This window comes from Mesorhizobium sp. M2E.F.Ca.ET.219.01.1.1 (assembly GCF_004016445.2).
In the GTDB taxonomy this organism is placed as follows: domain Bacteria; phylum Pseudomonadota; class Alphaproteobacteria; order Rhizobiales; family Rhizobiaceae; genus Mesorhizobium.
In genome coordinates this window covers 452652-467358 of record NZ_SADT02000002.1, presented here as the reverse complement: position 1 = coordinate 467358, position 14707 = coordinate 452652, and the positions used below count along the sequence as shown (strand labels likewise).

Annotated in this window: 14 protein-coding genes; 8 read left to right on the top strand and 6 right to left on the bottom strand. The window is 64.7% G+C overall.

What is annotated here, in order from left to right; all coding sequences use genetic code 11:
* Positions 1-21 precede the first annotated feature (21 nt).
* Positions 22-1155 (bottom strand): site-specific DNA-methyltransferase, encoded by a 1134-nt coding sequence (locus tag EN862_RS12650; protein WP_127867098.1) that lies wholly within the window; start codon positions 1153-1155, stop codon positions 22-24.
* A gap of 170 nt (positions 1156-1325) precedes the next feature.
* On the opposite strand from EN862_RS12650, the gene EN862_RS12645 reads away from it, so the two are divergent.
* Entirely contained in the window at positions 1326-2015 is a 690-nt protein-coding gene (locus EN862_RS12645; RefSeq protein ID WP_127867097.1) for an HAD family phosphatase, read from the top strand.
* Positions 2016-2051: 36 nt separating this feature from the next.
* Here the strand turns inward: EN862_RS12645 and EN862_RS12640 are convergent, their stop codons facing one another.
* Positions 2052-2798 carry a hypothetical protein gene (locus EN862_RS12640; protein ID WP_127867096.1) on the bottom strand — a complete coding sequence of 249 codons (747 nt, stop codon included), beginning with the start codon at positions 2796-2798 and terminating at the stop codon, positions 2052-2054.
* Positions 2799-2926: 128 nt separating this feature from the next.
* Between EN862_RS12640 and thrC the strand changes: the two genes are divergently transcribed.
* Genes thrC through EN862_RS12620 form a run of 4 tightly spaced genes read left to right on the top strand, consistent with a single transcriptional unit; the run spans position 2927 to position 9135 of the window.
* Complete coding sequence (gene thrC, locus EN862_RS12635) at positions 2927-4324, top strand: threonine synthase (protein WP_127867095.1); 1398 nt, start codon at positions 2927-2929, stop codon at positions 4322-4324.
* 14 nt (positions 4325-4338) lie between these two features.
* Complete coding sequence (locus EN862_RS12630; RefSeq protein WP_127867094.1) at positions 4339-5631, top strand: pitrilysin family protein; 1293 nt, start codon at positions 4339-4341, stop codon at positions 5629-5631.
* A 16-nt stretch (positions 5632-5647) separates the two neighbouring features.
* Complete coding sequence (locus EN862_RS12625) at positions 5648-6244, top strand: GNAT family protein (RefSeq protein WP_127867093.1); 597 nt, start codon at positions 5648-5650, stop codon at positions 6242-6244.
* A gap of 2 nt (positions 6245-6246) precedes the next feature.
* Positions 6247-9135 (top strand): EAL domain-containing protein, encoded by a 2889-nt coding sequence (locus EN862_RS12620; RefSeq protein ID WP_127867092.1) that lies wholly within the window; start codon positions 6247-6249, stop codon positions 9133-9135.
* A 244-nt stretch (positions 9136-9379) separates the two neighbouring features.
* On the opposite strand, the gene EN862_RS12615 is transcribed toward EN862_RS12620, so the two are convergent.
* A complete protein-coding gene (locus EN862_RS12615) occupies positions 9380-9988 on the bottom strand; it encodes a YqgE/AlgH family protein (RefSeq protein ID WP_127867091.1) in 609 nt (202 codons plus the stop codon).
* Positions 9989-10114: 126 nt separating this feature from the next.
* Here EN862_RS12615 and EN862_RS12610 point away from each other — a divergent pair, with 126 nt between their 5' ends.
* The 3 genes from EN862_RS12610 (at position 10115) to EN862_RS12600 (ending at position 11965) form a co-directional block, all read left to right on the top strand.
* The gene (locus tag EN862_RS12610) at positions 10115-10921 is read left to right on the top strand and encodes a protein-disulfide reductase DsbD domain-containing protein (protein ID WP_127867090.1); all 807 of its coding nucleotides are present in this window, start codon (positions 10115-10117) and stop codon (positions 10919-10921) included.
* A gap of 85 nt (positions 10922-11006) precedes the next feature.
* Positions 11007-11489 (top strand): peroxiredoxin, encoded by a 483-nt coding sequence (locus tag EN862_RS12605; protein WP_127867089.1) that lies wholly within the window; start codon positions 11007-11009, stop codon positions 11487-11489.
* Positions 11489-11965, top strand: coding sequence for a DUF2938 domain-containing protein (locus EN862_RS12600; RefSeq protein WP_127867088.1), 477 nt, complete (start codon positions 11489-11491; stop codon positions 11963-11965). The genes EN862_RS12605 and EN862_RS12600 overlap by 1 nt, the downstream gene beginning before the upstream one ends.
* A gap of 204 nt (positions 11966-12169) precedes the next feature.
* On the opposite strand, the gene rnhA is transcribed toward EN862_RS12600, so the two are convergent.
* Genes rnhA through ispH form a run of 3 tightly spaced genes read right to left on the bottom strand, consistent with a single transcriptional unit; the run spans position 12170 to position 14670 of the window.
* Positions 12170-12700, bottom strand: a complete 531-nt coding sequence (rnhA, locus tag EN862_RS12595; RefSeq protein WP_127867087.1) for a ribonuclease HI — start codon at positions 12698-12700, stop codon at positions 12170-12172.
* The gene (locus tag EN862_RS12590) at positions 12697-13659 is read right to left on the bottom strand and encodes a homoserine kinase (RefSeq protein ID WP_127867086.1); all 963 of its coding nucleotides are present in this window, start codon (positions 13657-13659) and stop codon (positions 12697-12699) included. The genes rnhA and EN862_RS12590 overlap by 4 nt, the downstream gene beginning before the upstream one ends.
* Before the next feature lie 6 nt (positions 13660-13665).
* Entirely contained in the window at positions 13666-14670 is a 1005-nt protein-coding gene (gene ispH / locus EN862_RS12585; protein WP_042641772.1) for a 4-hydroxy-3-methylbut-2-enyl diphosphate reductase, read from the bottom strand.
* Positions 14671-14707: the final 37 nt, after the last annotated feature.

Here is a 14707-nt window from a genome sequence, read left to right as displayed (position 1 = left end):
GCGATCCGTTGAAGTGTTGATTCAGGCCCCTGCCCGTTCCATGCCGAGACGGGCGATGCGGCGCAACTCGTCGATCGGGGTGAGGCCGCCTGAGCGCTCATAGTGCCAGAAGGTCCAGCCGTTGCAGGCGTCCAGCCCCTGCACCTCGGCGCCGATCTTGTGGATCGAGCCGGCGCTGTCGCCGATCGCCAGCGTGCCGTCGGCGCGCACTTTCGCCGCCCAGCGCTTCTTGGCGTCGTAGAGCGTGGCGCCGGGCGCCACCAGGCCGTTGTCGATCAGGCTGATGAAGGCGACGCGCGGCTCGGCGCGCTTGCCGGAAAGCACGGTGAGATCGGCGTCTTCCAGGGGACGGACAGCCGCGATGCGCTCGTTGGCGGCGTCGATATAGGCCTGCTCGCGCTCGATGCCGACGAAATGGCGGCCGAGGCGCTTGGCGACGGCGCCGGTGGTGCCGGAACCGAAGAAGGGATCGAGCACGACGTCGCCGGGCTTGGTCGAGGCCATCATGATACGGGCAAGCAGCGCTTCCGGCTTCTGCGTCGGATGCAGCTTGTTGCCGTTCTCGTCCTTCAGGCGCTCGCCGCCTGTGCAGATCGGGAACAGCCAGTCGGAACGCATCTGCAGATCGTCGTTCGAGGCCTTCAGCGCTTCATAGTTGAAGGTGTAGCCCTTGGCCTTCTGGTCGCGCGAGGCCCAGATCATCGTCTCATGCGCGTTCTGGAAACGGCGGCCGCGGAAATTCGGCATCGGGTTGGTCTTGCGCCAGACGATGTCGTTGAGGATCCAGAAGCCGAGATCCTGCATGCGGGCGCCGACGCGAAAAATGTTGTGGTAGGAGCCAATAACCCAGATGGTGCCGCTGGGCTTCAGCACGCGGCGCGCCGCAAGCAGCCAGGCGCGGGTGAAGGCGTCATAGGCTTCAAAGCTCTCGAACTGGTCCCAGTCATCGTCGACGGCGTCGACCTTGGACTGGTCGGGCCGGTGCAGGTCGCCGTCGAGCTGCAGATTGTAGGGCGGGTCGGCGAAGATGATGTCGACCGACTTTTCCGGCAACCGGTCCAGCGCAGCGACGCAATCGCCCTTCAGGATCGTGTCCAGCCATTCGGACTGAAGAGGGGCGTGGGAAAGCTCGTCGACAAGACGCACGGCGGACATCAAATCACCCAAACAAACGCGTTACGGTTTACTGGCTGTTATGGTTACCGATCAGCGTAAACATTCGGTGAAGGCCCGCCGCGGGCTCACGCGGTTTGCGCAGGCCGGCCCGTTGGTGTATGCCGCGCCACTTGAGCCGACAGGCCTTTCCCCCAACGACCCGGATTGCCATGCCCCAGCCAGATCTTGTCATCTTCGATTGCGACGGCGTGCTCGTCGATTCCGAAATCGTCGCCGCACGCGTTGAGGCCGAGCTTCTGACATCGGCCGGATTCGAGATCTCGGCGGAGGAGATTTTCGAGACCTATGCGGGACTGACCTTCAAGGACATCATGCTGCGGCTCGAGGAGAAGTCGCACATTCCGTTCCAGGCCTCGCTGATCGACCGCGCCGAGGAACTGGTCGACCGCAAGCTGCGCAGCGACGTGCGCATCATCGACGGCGCCCGCGAGGCGGTCGCGGCCGTCACCGTGCCACGCGCCGTCTGCTCCAACTCAAGCACCGAGCGGGTCCAATCCATGCTGGAGAAGGTGCGGCTGCTGCCGTTCTTCGCCGGCCGTATCTTTTCGGGGCTGGACATCCCCAGCAAGAAGACCAAGCCGGCGCCGGACGTCTTCCTCTACGCCGCAGAGAAGCTCCGCGCGAACCCGAAGAACACCTTCGTCATCGAGGATTCCGTGCACGGCATCGCCGGCGCCAGGGCGGCCGGCATGCGCGTCATCGGCTTCACCGGCGCCGGGCACAGCTATCCGGGCCATGCCGACGCGCTGACCGAGGCCGGCGCCGAAACGGTCATCCGGCGCTGGGCGGAGCTGAACGGCACGCTCGCCGCGCTGTCCGAGTGGTCGGAAGACGCATAAGCGCCTTCCCAGATCCGTTACGCGTTTGCGGACCGATCAGTTCGTCGTGGCAGCGCGCTTCTTCCTCTTGCCTTTCGACTTGTCCGCCGGGGCGGCCGGCGTGTTCTCGTCATAGCCGGCATAGGCCTGGTAATCGGTCGCACTCGGCTCCGGCACCACGACATTGGCGTCGGTGAAGACGAATTGGGTTGCGGCCGAGGGATCGGTGACCTGCACCTGGTATTGATGGAGCTGCGAATAGAGCACGTCGTTGCCATGCTGAACCGCAATGCGGATCGGCATGGTGACGGTGCCGGGCGCGAACAGCGGACCCGGCACGACCTTGCCGGCAACGGCAATCTTCATCGACAGCTGACCGTTGGCGTGCGTGCAGTCGCGCGTCACATCGGAGATCGAGGCCTGGTAGATGATCTTGGCCGGATCGTGATCGGGATCGACCGGCTGACCGTTGGGTCCGGTCTGCGCGGCCGCGGCGGCTGCCGCGGCTTCGGCATCGGCCGCGGCGTCAGCCTTCTTTTTCTTGGGCTTCGCCGCCGTGCCCTTGGCATAGGTGTTGAAGAAGGCAGTGCCGTCGCGCAGCGTCACCTTGGGGCAGTAGGCGCGCAGCTGGCTGGCGAGTATCTTGGGGTCCGGCGGCGGTATCGGAGCCGTCGGATCGGGCTTCTTGCCGATGCCGAGGTTCAATATGCCATTGTCGCTCGATTGGCAGCCGGCGGCGGCAAGCATAAAGCCGGTGAGCGCCAGACCCGCGACAAAGCGACGGTTGACCGAATAAAACGCCATGAAGCTGCACTTCCCTCTCACAAAGCCGGTGACGTATAGCAACGGCGCGGCAAAAATGCGACTGAGCCGGCTCGGAAAATTAACCAATTGCCGTGGATGACGCGACCGGCAGCAATGGGCCATTGACGATGCAATATGTGAGTACCCGCGGCGATGCGCCCGCGCTTGGATTTTCAGACGCTGTGCTGGCCGGCTTGGCGCGCGACGGCGGGCTTTACGTGCCCAGCGAATGGCCGCGGTTTTCGGTCGCCGACATCCGCGCCATGCGCGGGCTTGCCTATCCCGACCTTGCCATCCGCGTCTTGACGCCATTCCTCGGCGGCGAGATCGCGGCGCCCGTCTTCGAGCGGCTGGTGCGCGAGGCCTACGCCACGTTCCGGCATGAGGCCGTCTGCCCGCTGGTGCAGACCGGCAAGAATACCTTCATCCTCGAGCTGTTCCACGGCCCGACGCTGGCCTTCAAGGACGTGGCGATGCAGTTGCTGGCGCGGCTGATGGACCATGTGCTCGCCGAACGCGGACAGCACGCGACGATCGTCGGCGCCACCTCCGGCGACACCGGGGGCGCTGCGATCGACGCCTTCGCCGGCCGCGACCGCACCGACATCTTCATCCTTTTCCCGCACGGCAAGGTCTCGCCGGTGCAGCAGCGCCAGATGACGACGTCGAGCGCGGCAAACGTCCACGCGCTGTCGGTCGAAGGCAATTTTGACGACTGCCAGGGCCTGGTGAAGGATATGTTCAACGACCACGCTTTCCGCGACAGGGTGTCGCTGTCGGGCGTCAATTCGATCAACTGGGCCCGCATCATGGCTCAGATCGTCTATTATTTCTCGTCCGCTCTGTCGCTCGGCGCGCCGGACCGGCCGGTTTCCTTCACCGTGCCGACCGGCAATTTCGGCGACATCTTCGCCGGTTATGCCGCCAAGCGCATGGGCCTGCCGATCGAGCGGCTGATCATCGCCACCAACGACAACGACATCCTGGCGCGCACATTGGCGAGCGGCGAATACCGCACCAGGGGCGTGTTCGCCACAACCTCGCCGTCGATGGACATCCAGGTGTCGTCGAATTTCGAGCGGCTGCTGTTCGAGGCGGCTGGCCGCGACGCCGAAACGGTGCGCCGCTACATGAACGGGCTGAAGCAGTCGGGCGCCTTCACCATCGAGGAAGGCGAACTTAAGCGCATCCGCGCCGAGTTCGACGCCGACCGCGCCACGGTGGACGAGGTCGCGGCCACCATCCGCGCGACGCTCGAGAAAAGCAACTACCTGCTCGATCCGCACACGGCCGCCGCCGTTCATGTCGCCGCATCCCACGCTTCCGGTCCGGTGCCCATGCTGGTGCTCGGCACCGCGCATCCGGCGAAATTCCCGGCCGCGGTCGAGGCAGCGACCGGCGTCACCCCTGCCCTGCCCGCATGGCTAGGCGGCTTGATGACAGCCGACGAAAAATACACGATACTTCCATCCGACTTGAAAATGGTGGAAGATTACGTGAACCGCCACTCGCGGGCGGCGCGTTAGGGAGTACTTGCCATATGGGTGTTGAGGTAAGCCGTCTGTCGAACGGCCTGACAGTCGCCACCGAAACCCTTCCAAGCATCGAATCGGTTGCCCTAGGGGCCTGGGTGAAGTCCGGCGCCCGCAACGAGCGCGACGAAGAGCATGGCATGGCCCATCTGCTCGAGCACATGGCGTTCAAGGGCACGAAGCGCCGCAGCGCCTTCGAGATCGCCTCGGAAATCGAGAATGTCGGCGGCGAGATCAACGCCGCCACCAGCGTCGAGACGACCTCCTACTATGCCAGGGTGCTTTCCGACGACGTGCCGCTGGCGGTCGATATCCTGGCCGACATCCTGCAGGAATCCGAATTCGATCCCGACGAGCTGGAGCGCGAGCAGCATGTGATCCTGCAGGAGATCGGCGCCGCGCACGACACGCCCGACGACATCGTCTTCGACCGCTTCACCGAAACCGCCTTCCGGCATCAGACCATCGGCCGCTCGATCCTGGGCACGCCGGAGACGGTCAAATCCTTCACCTCCAGCCAGTTGCACGACTTCATCGAGCGGCAATACGACGCCGAGCGCATGGTCCTCGTGGCGGCCGGCGACATCAAGCACGACAATTTCGTGCGCGAAGTCGAGAAGAAACTCGGCGGCTTCCGCGCCAAGGCGGCGGGCAATATCCCGCAATACGCGCAATATGTCGGCGGTGACTTCCGCGAGGACCGCGACCTGATGGATGCGCAGATCGTGCTCGGCTTCGAGGGCCGCGCCTATCATGTGCGCGACTTCTACGCCTCGCAGGTGCTGTCGATGATCCTGGGCGGCGGCATGTCGTCCAGGCTGTTCCAGGAAGTGCGCGAGAAGCGCGGCCTCTGCTACTCGGTCTATGCCTTCCACTGGGGTTTTTCCGACACCGGCATCTTCGGCGTGCATGCAGCGACCGGACAGAGCGACATCGCCAAGCTGGTGCCGGTGATCATCGACGAATTGCAGAAGGCCGGCCAGAGCATCCAGCAGGAAGAGCTCGACCGGGCGCGCGCGCAATATCGCGCCGGCCTCATCATGTCGGCCGAAAGCCCGGCCAGCCGCGCATCTCAGATCGCCAGGCAGTTGCTCCTGTTTGGCCGGCCGATCGCCAAGGAGGAATTGATGGAGCGCCTTTCGGCGCTGACCGTCGAGCGGCTGACCGATCTCTCCTCGCGGCTGTTCTCGACCAAGCCGACGCTGACCGCGGTCGGCCCCGTGGGCACGCTTGCGCCCTACGAGGCGATCCTCGAATCGCTTGCGGGTCCGCAGACGACGGCCCGCCGGCTCGCCGTCTAGCCTCCGTTCCAGAGCCGTGTTCGCGCTCCCTTTCTTTCGCCGCGACCTGCCGGCGCTGAAGGGCGAAAAGGTCATGCTGCGCGTGCCGCTGACCAACGACTATCGCGAATGGTCGACTGTGCGCGGCGAAAGCCGCGCCTTCCTCGAGCCCTGGGAGCCGCGCTGGCAGCCCGACGAGCTCGACCGCACCGCCTGGCGGCTGCGCATCAGCCGCTACCGCGAGGATTACGCGCAGGGCACGGCAATCGCCTTCTTCATCTTCGAAAAGTCGAGCGGCAAGCTTGCCGGCGGCATCACGCTCGGCAACATCCGCCACGGTGTCGCGCAGAGCGGCCATATCGGCTACTGGATCGGCGAACGTTTCGGCAGCCGCGGCCTGATGACCGAGGCGGTCAAGCTGGTGTCGCGCTTCGCCTTCGATACGCTGAGGTTGCACCGGATCGAGGCTGCCTGTATTCCCGAAAACGCCCGGTCGATCCGCGTGCTTGAAAAAGCCGGATTCCGGCGCGAAGGACTTCTCCGATCCTATCTCAGGATCAACGGCATCTGGCAGGATCACTACCTCTACGCCCGGATCGCGGACGACCCGCCGGGTGATGGAACGAAGGGCTGAATGTGACGAATTTTTCGCGATTAGCGTCGCTGTTCGCCCTTATCCTGGCGGTCGTCGTCACGTTTTTTGCGGCCATGCCGGCTTTCGCCGTCGAGCCGATCAAGATCGCGCGCGACGACAAGGCGCTGGACCTTTCCGGCGCCGTGCAAATCTACCGGAACCAGGGCGAGAACTTCCAGGTCTCGACCGCGCCAGGCCCCGACGGCATCGTGCGGCGCATTGAGGTGGAGGCCAATGACGCCCGTTCGAGCGGCGACTGGGCCGTCTTCGCGCTGGCCAACACCACCGACCAGCAGCTCGACCGGCTGATCGTCGCGCCGCATTTCCGCCTGGTGAACTCCGGCATCTTCTGGCCCGACCTCGGCTCGACGCGCATCGCCGCGATCACGCCCAGCGAGGGCTTCGCGCTCGACCGGCAGACAAGCCCCGACGCCGACGTGTTCCGCGTGACGCTGAACCCCGGAACGGTGGTGACCTTCATCGCCGAGCTCGCCTCGCCGAAACTGCCGCAGGTCTATCTCTGGGACCCGGATTCCTACAAGGACTCGGTCAATTCCTACACGCTGTTCCGCGGCATCGTGATCGGCATCTCGGGCCTTCTGGCGCTGTTCCTGACGATCTTGTTCGTGGTCAAGGGAACCTCGATGTTTCCGGCGACCGCGGCGCTCGCCTGGGCGGTGCTGGCCTATATCTGCGTCGACTTCGGCTTCCTCAACAAGATCATCGAAATATCGCCCGGCAACGAGCAGATATGGCGAGCCGGCACGGAGGTGGCGCTTGCCGGAACCTTCGTGGTGTTCCTGTTCGCCTATCTCAACCTCAACCGGTGGCATGGCCATTTCAGCTACGGCGCGCTGGTCTGGATCCTCGGCCTGCTTCTGATCGCGGGCGTCGCCATCGTCGATCCCGCGGTCGCCGCCGGCATCGCCCGCATCTCCTTCGCCGCCACCGCGCTCACCGGCCTCGGCCTCATCATCTTCCTCGGCGTTCGCGGCTATGACCGGGCCATCATGCTGGTGCCGAGTTGGGTGATGGTGCTGCTCTGGCTATGCGGGTCGTGGATGGCGATCACCGGCATGCTGGACAACGACATCGCGCAGCCGGCGCTGGGCGGCGGGCTAATCCTGATCATCCTGCTCATCGGCTTCACCGTCATGCAGCATGCCTTTGCCGGCAGCGGGGCGCATCAGGGCCTGTTCTCCGACCTCGAGCGCCAGGCGCTTGCGGTCGCGGGTTCGGGCGACATCGTCTGGGACTGGGACGTGCTGCGCGACCGCGTGGTGACCAAGCCGGATATCAGCCTGCAGCTCGGCCTTGCGCCAAACAGCCTTGGCGGTGCCGCCCGCAACTGGCTGCCGGTGCTGCATGCCGATGATCGCGACACCTTCCGCACCACGCTCGACGTGGTGCTGGAGCACCGCCGCGGCAAGGTGGCGCAGAATTTCCGCCTGCGCGGCGCCGACGGCCACTATCACTGGTTCTCGCTGCGCGCCCGCCCGGTGATAGGCTCCGACGGCGAGGTGATCCGCTGCGTCGGCACCATGGTCGACGTCACCGAGCAGAAGAAATCCGAGGAAAGGCTGCTGCACGACGCCGTGCACGACAACCTCACCGGCCTGCCCAACCGCGAATTGTTCATGAACCGGCTGGAGGCGATCATCTCGATCGCCCGCACCGAGGACAAGGTGCGCCCGACGGTCTTCATCATCGACATCGACCGCTTCAAGCAGGTCAATGACGGCCTTGGCATTTCCGCCGGCGACACCATTCTGCTCACCGTCGCGCGCCGGCTGCACCGGCTGTTGAAGCCGAAGGATTCGCTGTCGCGCTTTGCCGGCGACCAGTTCGCGCTGATGCTGCTTTCCGAGCAGGACCCTGCCCGCATCGCGGCCATGGCAGATGCCATCAAGCACGCGATCAACAATCCGATCACCTTCGCCAAGCGCGAGATCGTGCTCACCGCCTCGATCGGCCTGATCACCTGGACGACGGCGCAGACTTCCGCCGAGGACATGGTCAAGGACGCCGAGCTTGCCATGCACCAGGCCAAGCGCTTCGGCGGCGATCGCATCGAGCCGTTCCGGCCTGCCTTCCGCACCGTCGGCACTGACCGCCTGCAGTTCGAATCCGACCTCCGCCGCGCCATCGAGCGGCGCGAGTTCACGCTTGCCTACCAGCCGATCGTGCGGCTGGAGGACGGCAGCGTCGCCGGCTTCGAGGCGCTGCTGCGGTGGGACCACCCGCGCCGCGGCATGATCCCGCCGGGAGACTTCATCCCGGTGGCCGAGAATTGCGGGCTGATCGTGCAGCTCGGCCTGTTCGCCATGCAGCAGGCGGCCGAGGACCTCGCGGGCTGGCAGAAGCAGATCGGCGACGCGCCACTGTCGGTGTCGGTCAACCTGTCGAGCCGCCAGCTCATCCGCCGCGATCTGGTGAGCGACGTCCGCTCCGTCATCGCACGGGCCAATCTGAAGCCGCGCTGCTTCCGGCTCGAGCTCACCGAATCCCTGGTGATGGACAACCCGGAACAGACCGCGCATGTGCTGACCAAGCTGAAGCAGCTCGGCATCGGGCTGTCGCTCGACGATTTCGGCACCGGCTATTCCTCGCTCTCCTATCTGACGCGCTTCCCCTTCGACACGATCAAGATCGACAAGAGTTTTGTCGACGACGCCACGCCTAAGCGGGCCGTGCTGCTCAAATCCATGGTCAACATGGCGCATGAGCTGGGGCTGTCGGTCGTGGCCGAAGGCATCTCGGACGAAAGCGATGCGCTAGAGCTGCGCCAGATGGGCTGCGAATATGTCCAGAGCTTCATGTTCGGCGCGCCGATGCCCGGCGACCAGGTGCTGAAGACGCTAAGGGAGCAGTATCCGCTGACCCAGGCTTAGAGGCCGCTTCGGCGACTGGCGCCCTCTCAGTTCGTCATCCTAGGGCGGAGCAAGGAGCGAAGCGACGCGCGCAGACCCTAGGATCCATGCCGTGACGCTAAGGCGTTGAAAACGGTGCGGAATTCTGCGCCGCTGCACCTACGGTCGATGTAACGGAATGGATCCTAGGGTCTTCGCGACGGAGCTACGCTCCTGCTTCGCCCTAGGATGACGACGTCGCGGGCGTTCGCGCTAGTCGCGAGCGTCACGCGTGGCCGGCGGCGGCGCTCAGATGGGCGAGGTCGATGCCGATCGAGGCCAGGATACGATCGTATTTGCGCTCGATATCGGCGTCGAACAGAAGTTCCTGCGTCGCCGGACAGGTGAGCCAGCCATTCTCGGCGATCTCAGTCTCGAGCTGGCCGGCGCCCCAGCCGGAATAGCCGAGCGCCATCAGCGCATGTCGGGGGCCGCGCCCGGTGGAGATGGCGCGCAGGATGTCGACGGTCGCGGTCAGACAGATATCGTCGGAAACGTTGAGCGAGGATTCCACGCGATAGTCGCCGGAATGCAGCACGAAACCGCGGCTGCGGTCCACTGGCCCGCCATTGCGCACGACGAAATCGCGCGTATGGGCCGGCAGTCGGATCGCTTCCTGCTCGTTCATGATGCCGAGTTGTACCAGCAGATCCGGAAACAGCATCTGCTGCGTCTGGTTGATGATCAGCCCCATCGCGCCCTCGTCGCTATGGGCGCAGATATAGATGACCGAGCGCGCGAAACGGTCGTCCTTCATGCCAGGCATGGCAATCAGGAACTGGTCGTCGAGGAAACCGCGTCCGGCGGCCGGCTTCTTGTGGCGCAGCAAGTCCATGGGTTGAGCGTAACGCGTTTCGGCTGCGCCGAAAAGATGGTGTCAGTCCCCGATGTCACGCAAATATGATACCGGGAGAGCGATGAGGCCATTGCGCGGCCAAGAACGGACGGTCAAATCACCGCCATGCGATACATGAAGATACTGGTTCTCGGCGTCGTTTTGGGGTGGGCTGCAAGCCTCCCGGCCGAGGCCTCTTCCTCGATCTGGTACAATTCGGAGGGCGGCAAGGTCCGGCTGGTGACTACCGGCAAGCCCGATGAGGCCGGCAAGATCCGCGGCGTGCTCGACATCGCGCTGAAGCCGGGCTGGAAGACCTATTGGCGCGATCCGGGCGATGCCGGCGTGCCCCCGCAGCTCGACATATCCGGCAGCACCAACATCGCCGACGCGCAATTGTCTTTCCCGCCGCCGCAGCGTCATGACGACGGCTACGGAAAATGGGCCGGCTATGATCGTCCCGTTTCGCTGCCGGTGACCTTCACGGTGTCCTCGCCCGGCCAACCAGCGACCATCGACGCCCATGTCTTCCTCGGCATCTGCGAGACGATCTGCATTCCGGTGCAGACCCGGCTCAGCGTCGATCCCGCGTCCGATCCGGACAACGCGACCGACGCCGCATTGGTCAAAACCGCGCTTGCGACGCTGCCCTCCCCGGCCCGGCCCGATTTCGGCATCAACGTGCTGCCCGGCGACCACGAGACCCTTGTCGTCCAGGCGCAGTCGCCCGGGGATCCGGAATCCGTCGACTTCTTCATCGCCGGCGAGCGCGACTACATGTTCGGCGCGCCGGTGCGCAGCGAGAAGGACGGCAAGCTCGTCTTCACCGTGCCGATCCTCGACCGGCCATCGGCCACGCCGAGCGATGGCGGGCTGTATTACACGCTGACCAGCGCCGAGGGTTCGGTCGACGGGTTGCTGCCTTTCCCTTGATCCAGCATTAGCGCAACGGTTGCGGGAAGCTGTCCGGTCCGATATCGAAGGCATCGATCTTCCCCATCTCGCAAGCGAGGAACCCATGACCATTTCGGTTGGCGAAAAACTGCCCGCATCGACCTTCAAGATGATGACCGCTGACGGCGTGAAGCAGGTTACCGGCGACGAGATTTTCGCCGGCAAGAAGGTGGTGCTTTTCGGCGTTCCCGGCGCCTTCACGCCGACCTGCAGCAACAACCATTTGCCCGGCTATCTGGAGAACCATGACGCGATCCTGGCGCGCGGCGTCGACACCATCGCCGTGGTTTCGGTCAACGACGTCCACGTCATGGGCGCCTGGGCGCACTTCACCGGCGGCGAAGGCAAGATCCTCTACCTCGCCGACGGCAGCGGCGATTTCGCCAAGTCGGTCGGGCTCGACAACGATCTTTCCGCGGCCGGAATGGGCCTGCGCTCGAAGCGCTTCTCAATGATCGTCGACGACGGCAAGGTCGTGGCGCTCAATGTTGAAACCAAGCCGGGCGTTGACGAGAGCGGCGCGGCGAAAATCATCGAGCAGCTCTGATGCTCGACATCGCCTGGCGCGCGGTGGCGATCGGCATCGGCGCCACGGTGTTCATGGATATCTGGGCGGTCATTCTCAACAAGGCGATCGGCCAGCCCTTGCCCAACTGGGGCATGGTCGGACGCTGGGTCCGGCATCTCCCGCAGCGGGTTTTCCACGACGATATCGGCAAGGCCGCGCCCTATGCGCATGAAAAAGCGCTTGGCTGGGCATTCCACTACCTCGTCGGCATCGTCTACGGCGTGATCCTGGTGGTGCTCGTCGGCGCCGGCTGGCTGGCGGCGCCGACCTTCCTGCCGGCCTTCATCCTCGGCATCGTCACCGTCGGAGCTGGCTGGTTCCTGCTGGCGCCGGGCATGGGCGCCGGCTGGGCGGCATCAAAACTGCCCAATCCAACGAAAGTGCGCGCGCTCAACCTCGTGGCGCACACGGTGTTCGCGCTCGGCATGTTCTCGACGGCACTGCTGATTCGATAGGTCGTTAAAACAGGCGGCTCCCGCTCACGAGCTAACAGGCGTTCCGCGCCGCTGCCGCCAACTTCCTCCGAGCCTCCTTTCGGAGGACGTGAAAATCCAAAGGCTCTGGTTTCCCGCTCGCCTTGCCCTCGTCCCAGAGCCGCTGCAGCCGGCGCAAATCTTTTTGATTCAGTTCGCCTCTACCTGGCAACGGTGCGCGCATCCTCAGTAGCTCTGTGTAGAGCGCCGGGGCGCGCGTTTGCCGGTTGGAGCGGCTTTCTGTGGCGCGGCCACGACCGGCGCAGGCCTTGCAAGCTTCGGCTTGAATGGCGCCATGCCTTGCCGGGCCAGTTCGTCGGCGCGTTCGTTTTCCGGATGGCCGGCATGGCCCTTGACCCAGTTCCAGGTGACCTTGTGGCGCCGGTTGGCCTCGTCGAGTGCCTGCCAGAGCTCGCCATTCTTCACCGGCTTCCTGTCGCCGGTCTTCCAGCCGTTCTTCTTCCAACCATGGATCCATTTGGAGATGCCGTCCATGACGTATTTGCTGTCGGTGTAGAGGTCGACCGTGCAAGGCTCCTTCAGCGCATTGAGCGCCGTGATGGCGGCGAGCAGTTCCATGCGGTTGTTGGTGGTCTCGGCCTCGCCGCCGGACAGTTCCTTGGTGACGCCGTTGTAGCGCAGCACGGCGCCCCAGCCCCCCGGCCCGGGATTGCCTGAGCAGGCGCCGTCGGTGAAGATCTCGATCTTTTTGTTCATGTCAGCCCGTATTCGGATGGCGACCTGATCGCGCGGTGGAAGCGCATGCGGCGGATATATTCGGTCGGGTCACGCTTCATCACCAGCCCGCCATCCGGAATGGTCAACCAGTCATAGAGCCGGGTCAGCATGAAGCGCAGCGCCGAGCCGCGCGCCAGCATCGGCATAGCCGCCTTCTCGTCGCTTCCAAGCGGTCGCACCGACTGATAGCCGGCGAGCAGCGCCGTCCCCTTGGTCAGGTTGAAGGAAAAATCCTTCTCGAAGCACCAGGCGTTGAGGCAGGTGGCGACGTCGTAGGCGTAGAGATCGTCGCAGGCGAAATAGAAGTCGATCAGCCCGGACAGCTTCTCGCCGAGAAAGAATACATTGTCCGGGAACAGATCGGCGTGAATGATGCCCTGCGGCAGGTCGGTCGGCCAGTTGCGCTCGAAATCGGCTAAATCGGCATCGACCTCCGCGGCCAGGCCCGGCTCCACCTCGTCGGCGCGGTCGCGCGAGGCCGCCCATAGCTTGCGCCAGCCATCGATCGCCAGCGCGTTCGGCCTTCTCATCTGAAAATCCTGGCCGGCGATATGGAGGCTGGCGAGCGCCTTGCCCACTTCCGCGCAATGCGCGGCGGCCGGCCGCCTGAGCGACAGGCCTTCGAGGAAGGTGATGATGACGGCCGGACGGCCAGCGAGCGTGCCGATGACGGTGCCGTCATGCGCGGTGACCGGCAGCGGGCAGGAAATTCCCTTCCTGGCGAGATGGCCCATCAGGCCAAGGAAGAACGGCAGGTCGGCCTTGTCGACGCGCTTCTCGTAGAGCGTCAGGATGTAGGAACCGGTCGAGGCGTGAACCAGGAAATTGGAATTCTCGGTGCCCTCGGCGATGCCCTTGTAGGAGAGCAATTCCCCCACCGGATAGGCTTTGAGGAATGCGGTCAACTCGCCTTCGTTGACGTCGGTGTAGACGGCCATCCGCTTTCACGCCGCTCCATTGACGAAGGCCATGTCGGCCGCCGTCAGTTCGACATCGCGCAGTACCCGCATCACCGGAAAATCCTCCGTTTCGGTGGCCGTTATCGCCAGATCGATGGTGACGTCGAAGCGCTGCCGGAACGCGTCGATGATCTCGTCGACGATGATCTCCGGCGCCGAGGCGCCGGCCGACAGGCCGAGCGTCCTGATCCCGGCGATCTCATCCCACGGAATCTCGGCGGCGCGCTGCACGAGAAGCGACATGGTGGCGCCCGCGCGCTCCGCCACTTCGACAAGGCGGCGCGAATTGGACGAATTGGGCGCGCCGACGATGAGGAAGAGATCGGCGCCGGCGGCCGTCTCCTTGACCGCTTCCTGGCGGTTGGTGGTGGCGTAGCAGATCGATTCGGCCGCAGCCGCGTGCAGTTCGGGAAACCGCTCCTGGAGCGCCCGGATGATGCCGGCGGTGTCCTCGACCGACAAGGTCGTCTGGGTGACGAAGCCCAGCGCCGACGCATCGACCGGCACGAAGCGCGCGGCGTCGGCCTCGGTCTCGATCAGGGTCACGGCGCCTTCCGGCAATTGGCCCATGGTGCCGATCACCTCCGGGTGCCCGGCGTGGCCGATCAGAAGCACATGGCGGCCGAGCCGCTGGTGGCGCATCGCCTGCTTGTGCACCTTGGAGACGAGCGGGCAGGTGGCGTCGAGGTAGAAGAGATTGCGCGCCTCGGCATCGGCCGGCACCGATTTCGGCACGCCATGAGCCGAAAAGACCACCGGCGACTGGCGATGCTCCGGCGGGATCTCGGAGAGTTCCTCGATGAACACGGCACCGAGGCTCTGCAGCCCTTCGACGACGTAGCGGTTGTGCACGATCTCGTGGCGGACATAGACCGGCGCGCCGTATTTCTTCAGCGCCAGCACGACGATCTGGATGGCGCGGTCGACGCCGGCGCAGAAGCCGCGCGGCTGGCAGAGCCTGATCGTCAGCGGAGGCTTTTTCTCAATCATGAATTCTGGCCGATTAAGTCGGAAACTATCTCTTTGT

Excerpts from the sequence above, each read along its gene's own strand:
- EN862_RS12650 (WP_127867098.1), bottom strand. The coding sequence starts at position 1,155 with ATGTCCGCCGTGCGTCTTGTCGACGAGCTTTCCCACGCCCCTCTTCAG.
- EN862_RS12645 (WP_127867097.1), top strand. The coding sequence starts at position 1,326 with ATGCCCCAGCCAGATCTTGTCATCTTCGATTGCGACGGCGTGCTCGTC.
- EN862_RS12640 (WP_127867096.1), bottom strand. The coding sequence starts at position 2,798 with ATGGCGTTTTATTCGGTCAACCGTCGCTTTGTCGCGGGTCTGGCGCTC.
- thrC (WP_127867095.1), top strand. The coding sequence starts at position 2,927 with ATGCAATATGTGAGTACCCGCGGCGATGCGCCCGCGCTTGGATTTTCA.
- EN862_RS12630 (WP_127867094.1), top strand. The coding sequence starts at position 4,339 with ATGGGTGTTGAGGTAAGCCGTCTGTCGAACGGCCTGACAGTCGCCACC.
- EN862_RS12615 (WP_127867091.1), bottom strand. The coding sequence starts at position 9,988 with ATGGACTTGCTGCGCCACAAGAAGCCGGCCGCCGGACGCGGTTTCCTC.
- EN862_RS12610 (WP_127867090.1), top strand. The coding sequence starts at position 10,115 with ATGCGATACATGAAGATACTGGTTCTCGGCGTCGTTTTGGGGTGGGCT.
- EN862_RS12605 (WP_127867089.1), top strand. The coding sequence starts at position 11,007 with ATGACCATTTCGGTTGGCGAAAAACTGCCCGCATCGACCTTCAAGATG.
- EN862_RS12600 (WP_127867088.1), top strand. The coding sequence starts at position 11,489 with ATGCTCGACATCGCCTGGCGCGCGGTGGCGATCGGCATCGGCGCCACG.
- rnhA (WP_127867087.1), bottom strand. The coding sequence starts at position 12,700 with ATGAACAAAAAGATCGAGATCTTCACCGACGGCGCCTGCTCAGGCAAT.
- EN862_RS12590 (WP_127867086.1), bottom strand. The coding sequence starts at position 13,659 with ATGGCCGTCTACACCGACGTCAACGAAGGCGAGTTGACCGCATTCCTC.
- ispH (WP_042641772.1), bottom strand. The coding sequence starts at position 14,670 with ATGATTGAGAAAAAGCCTCCGCTGACGATCAGGCTCTGCCAGCCGCGC.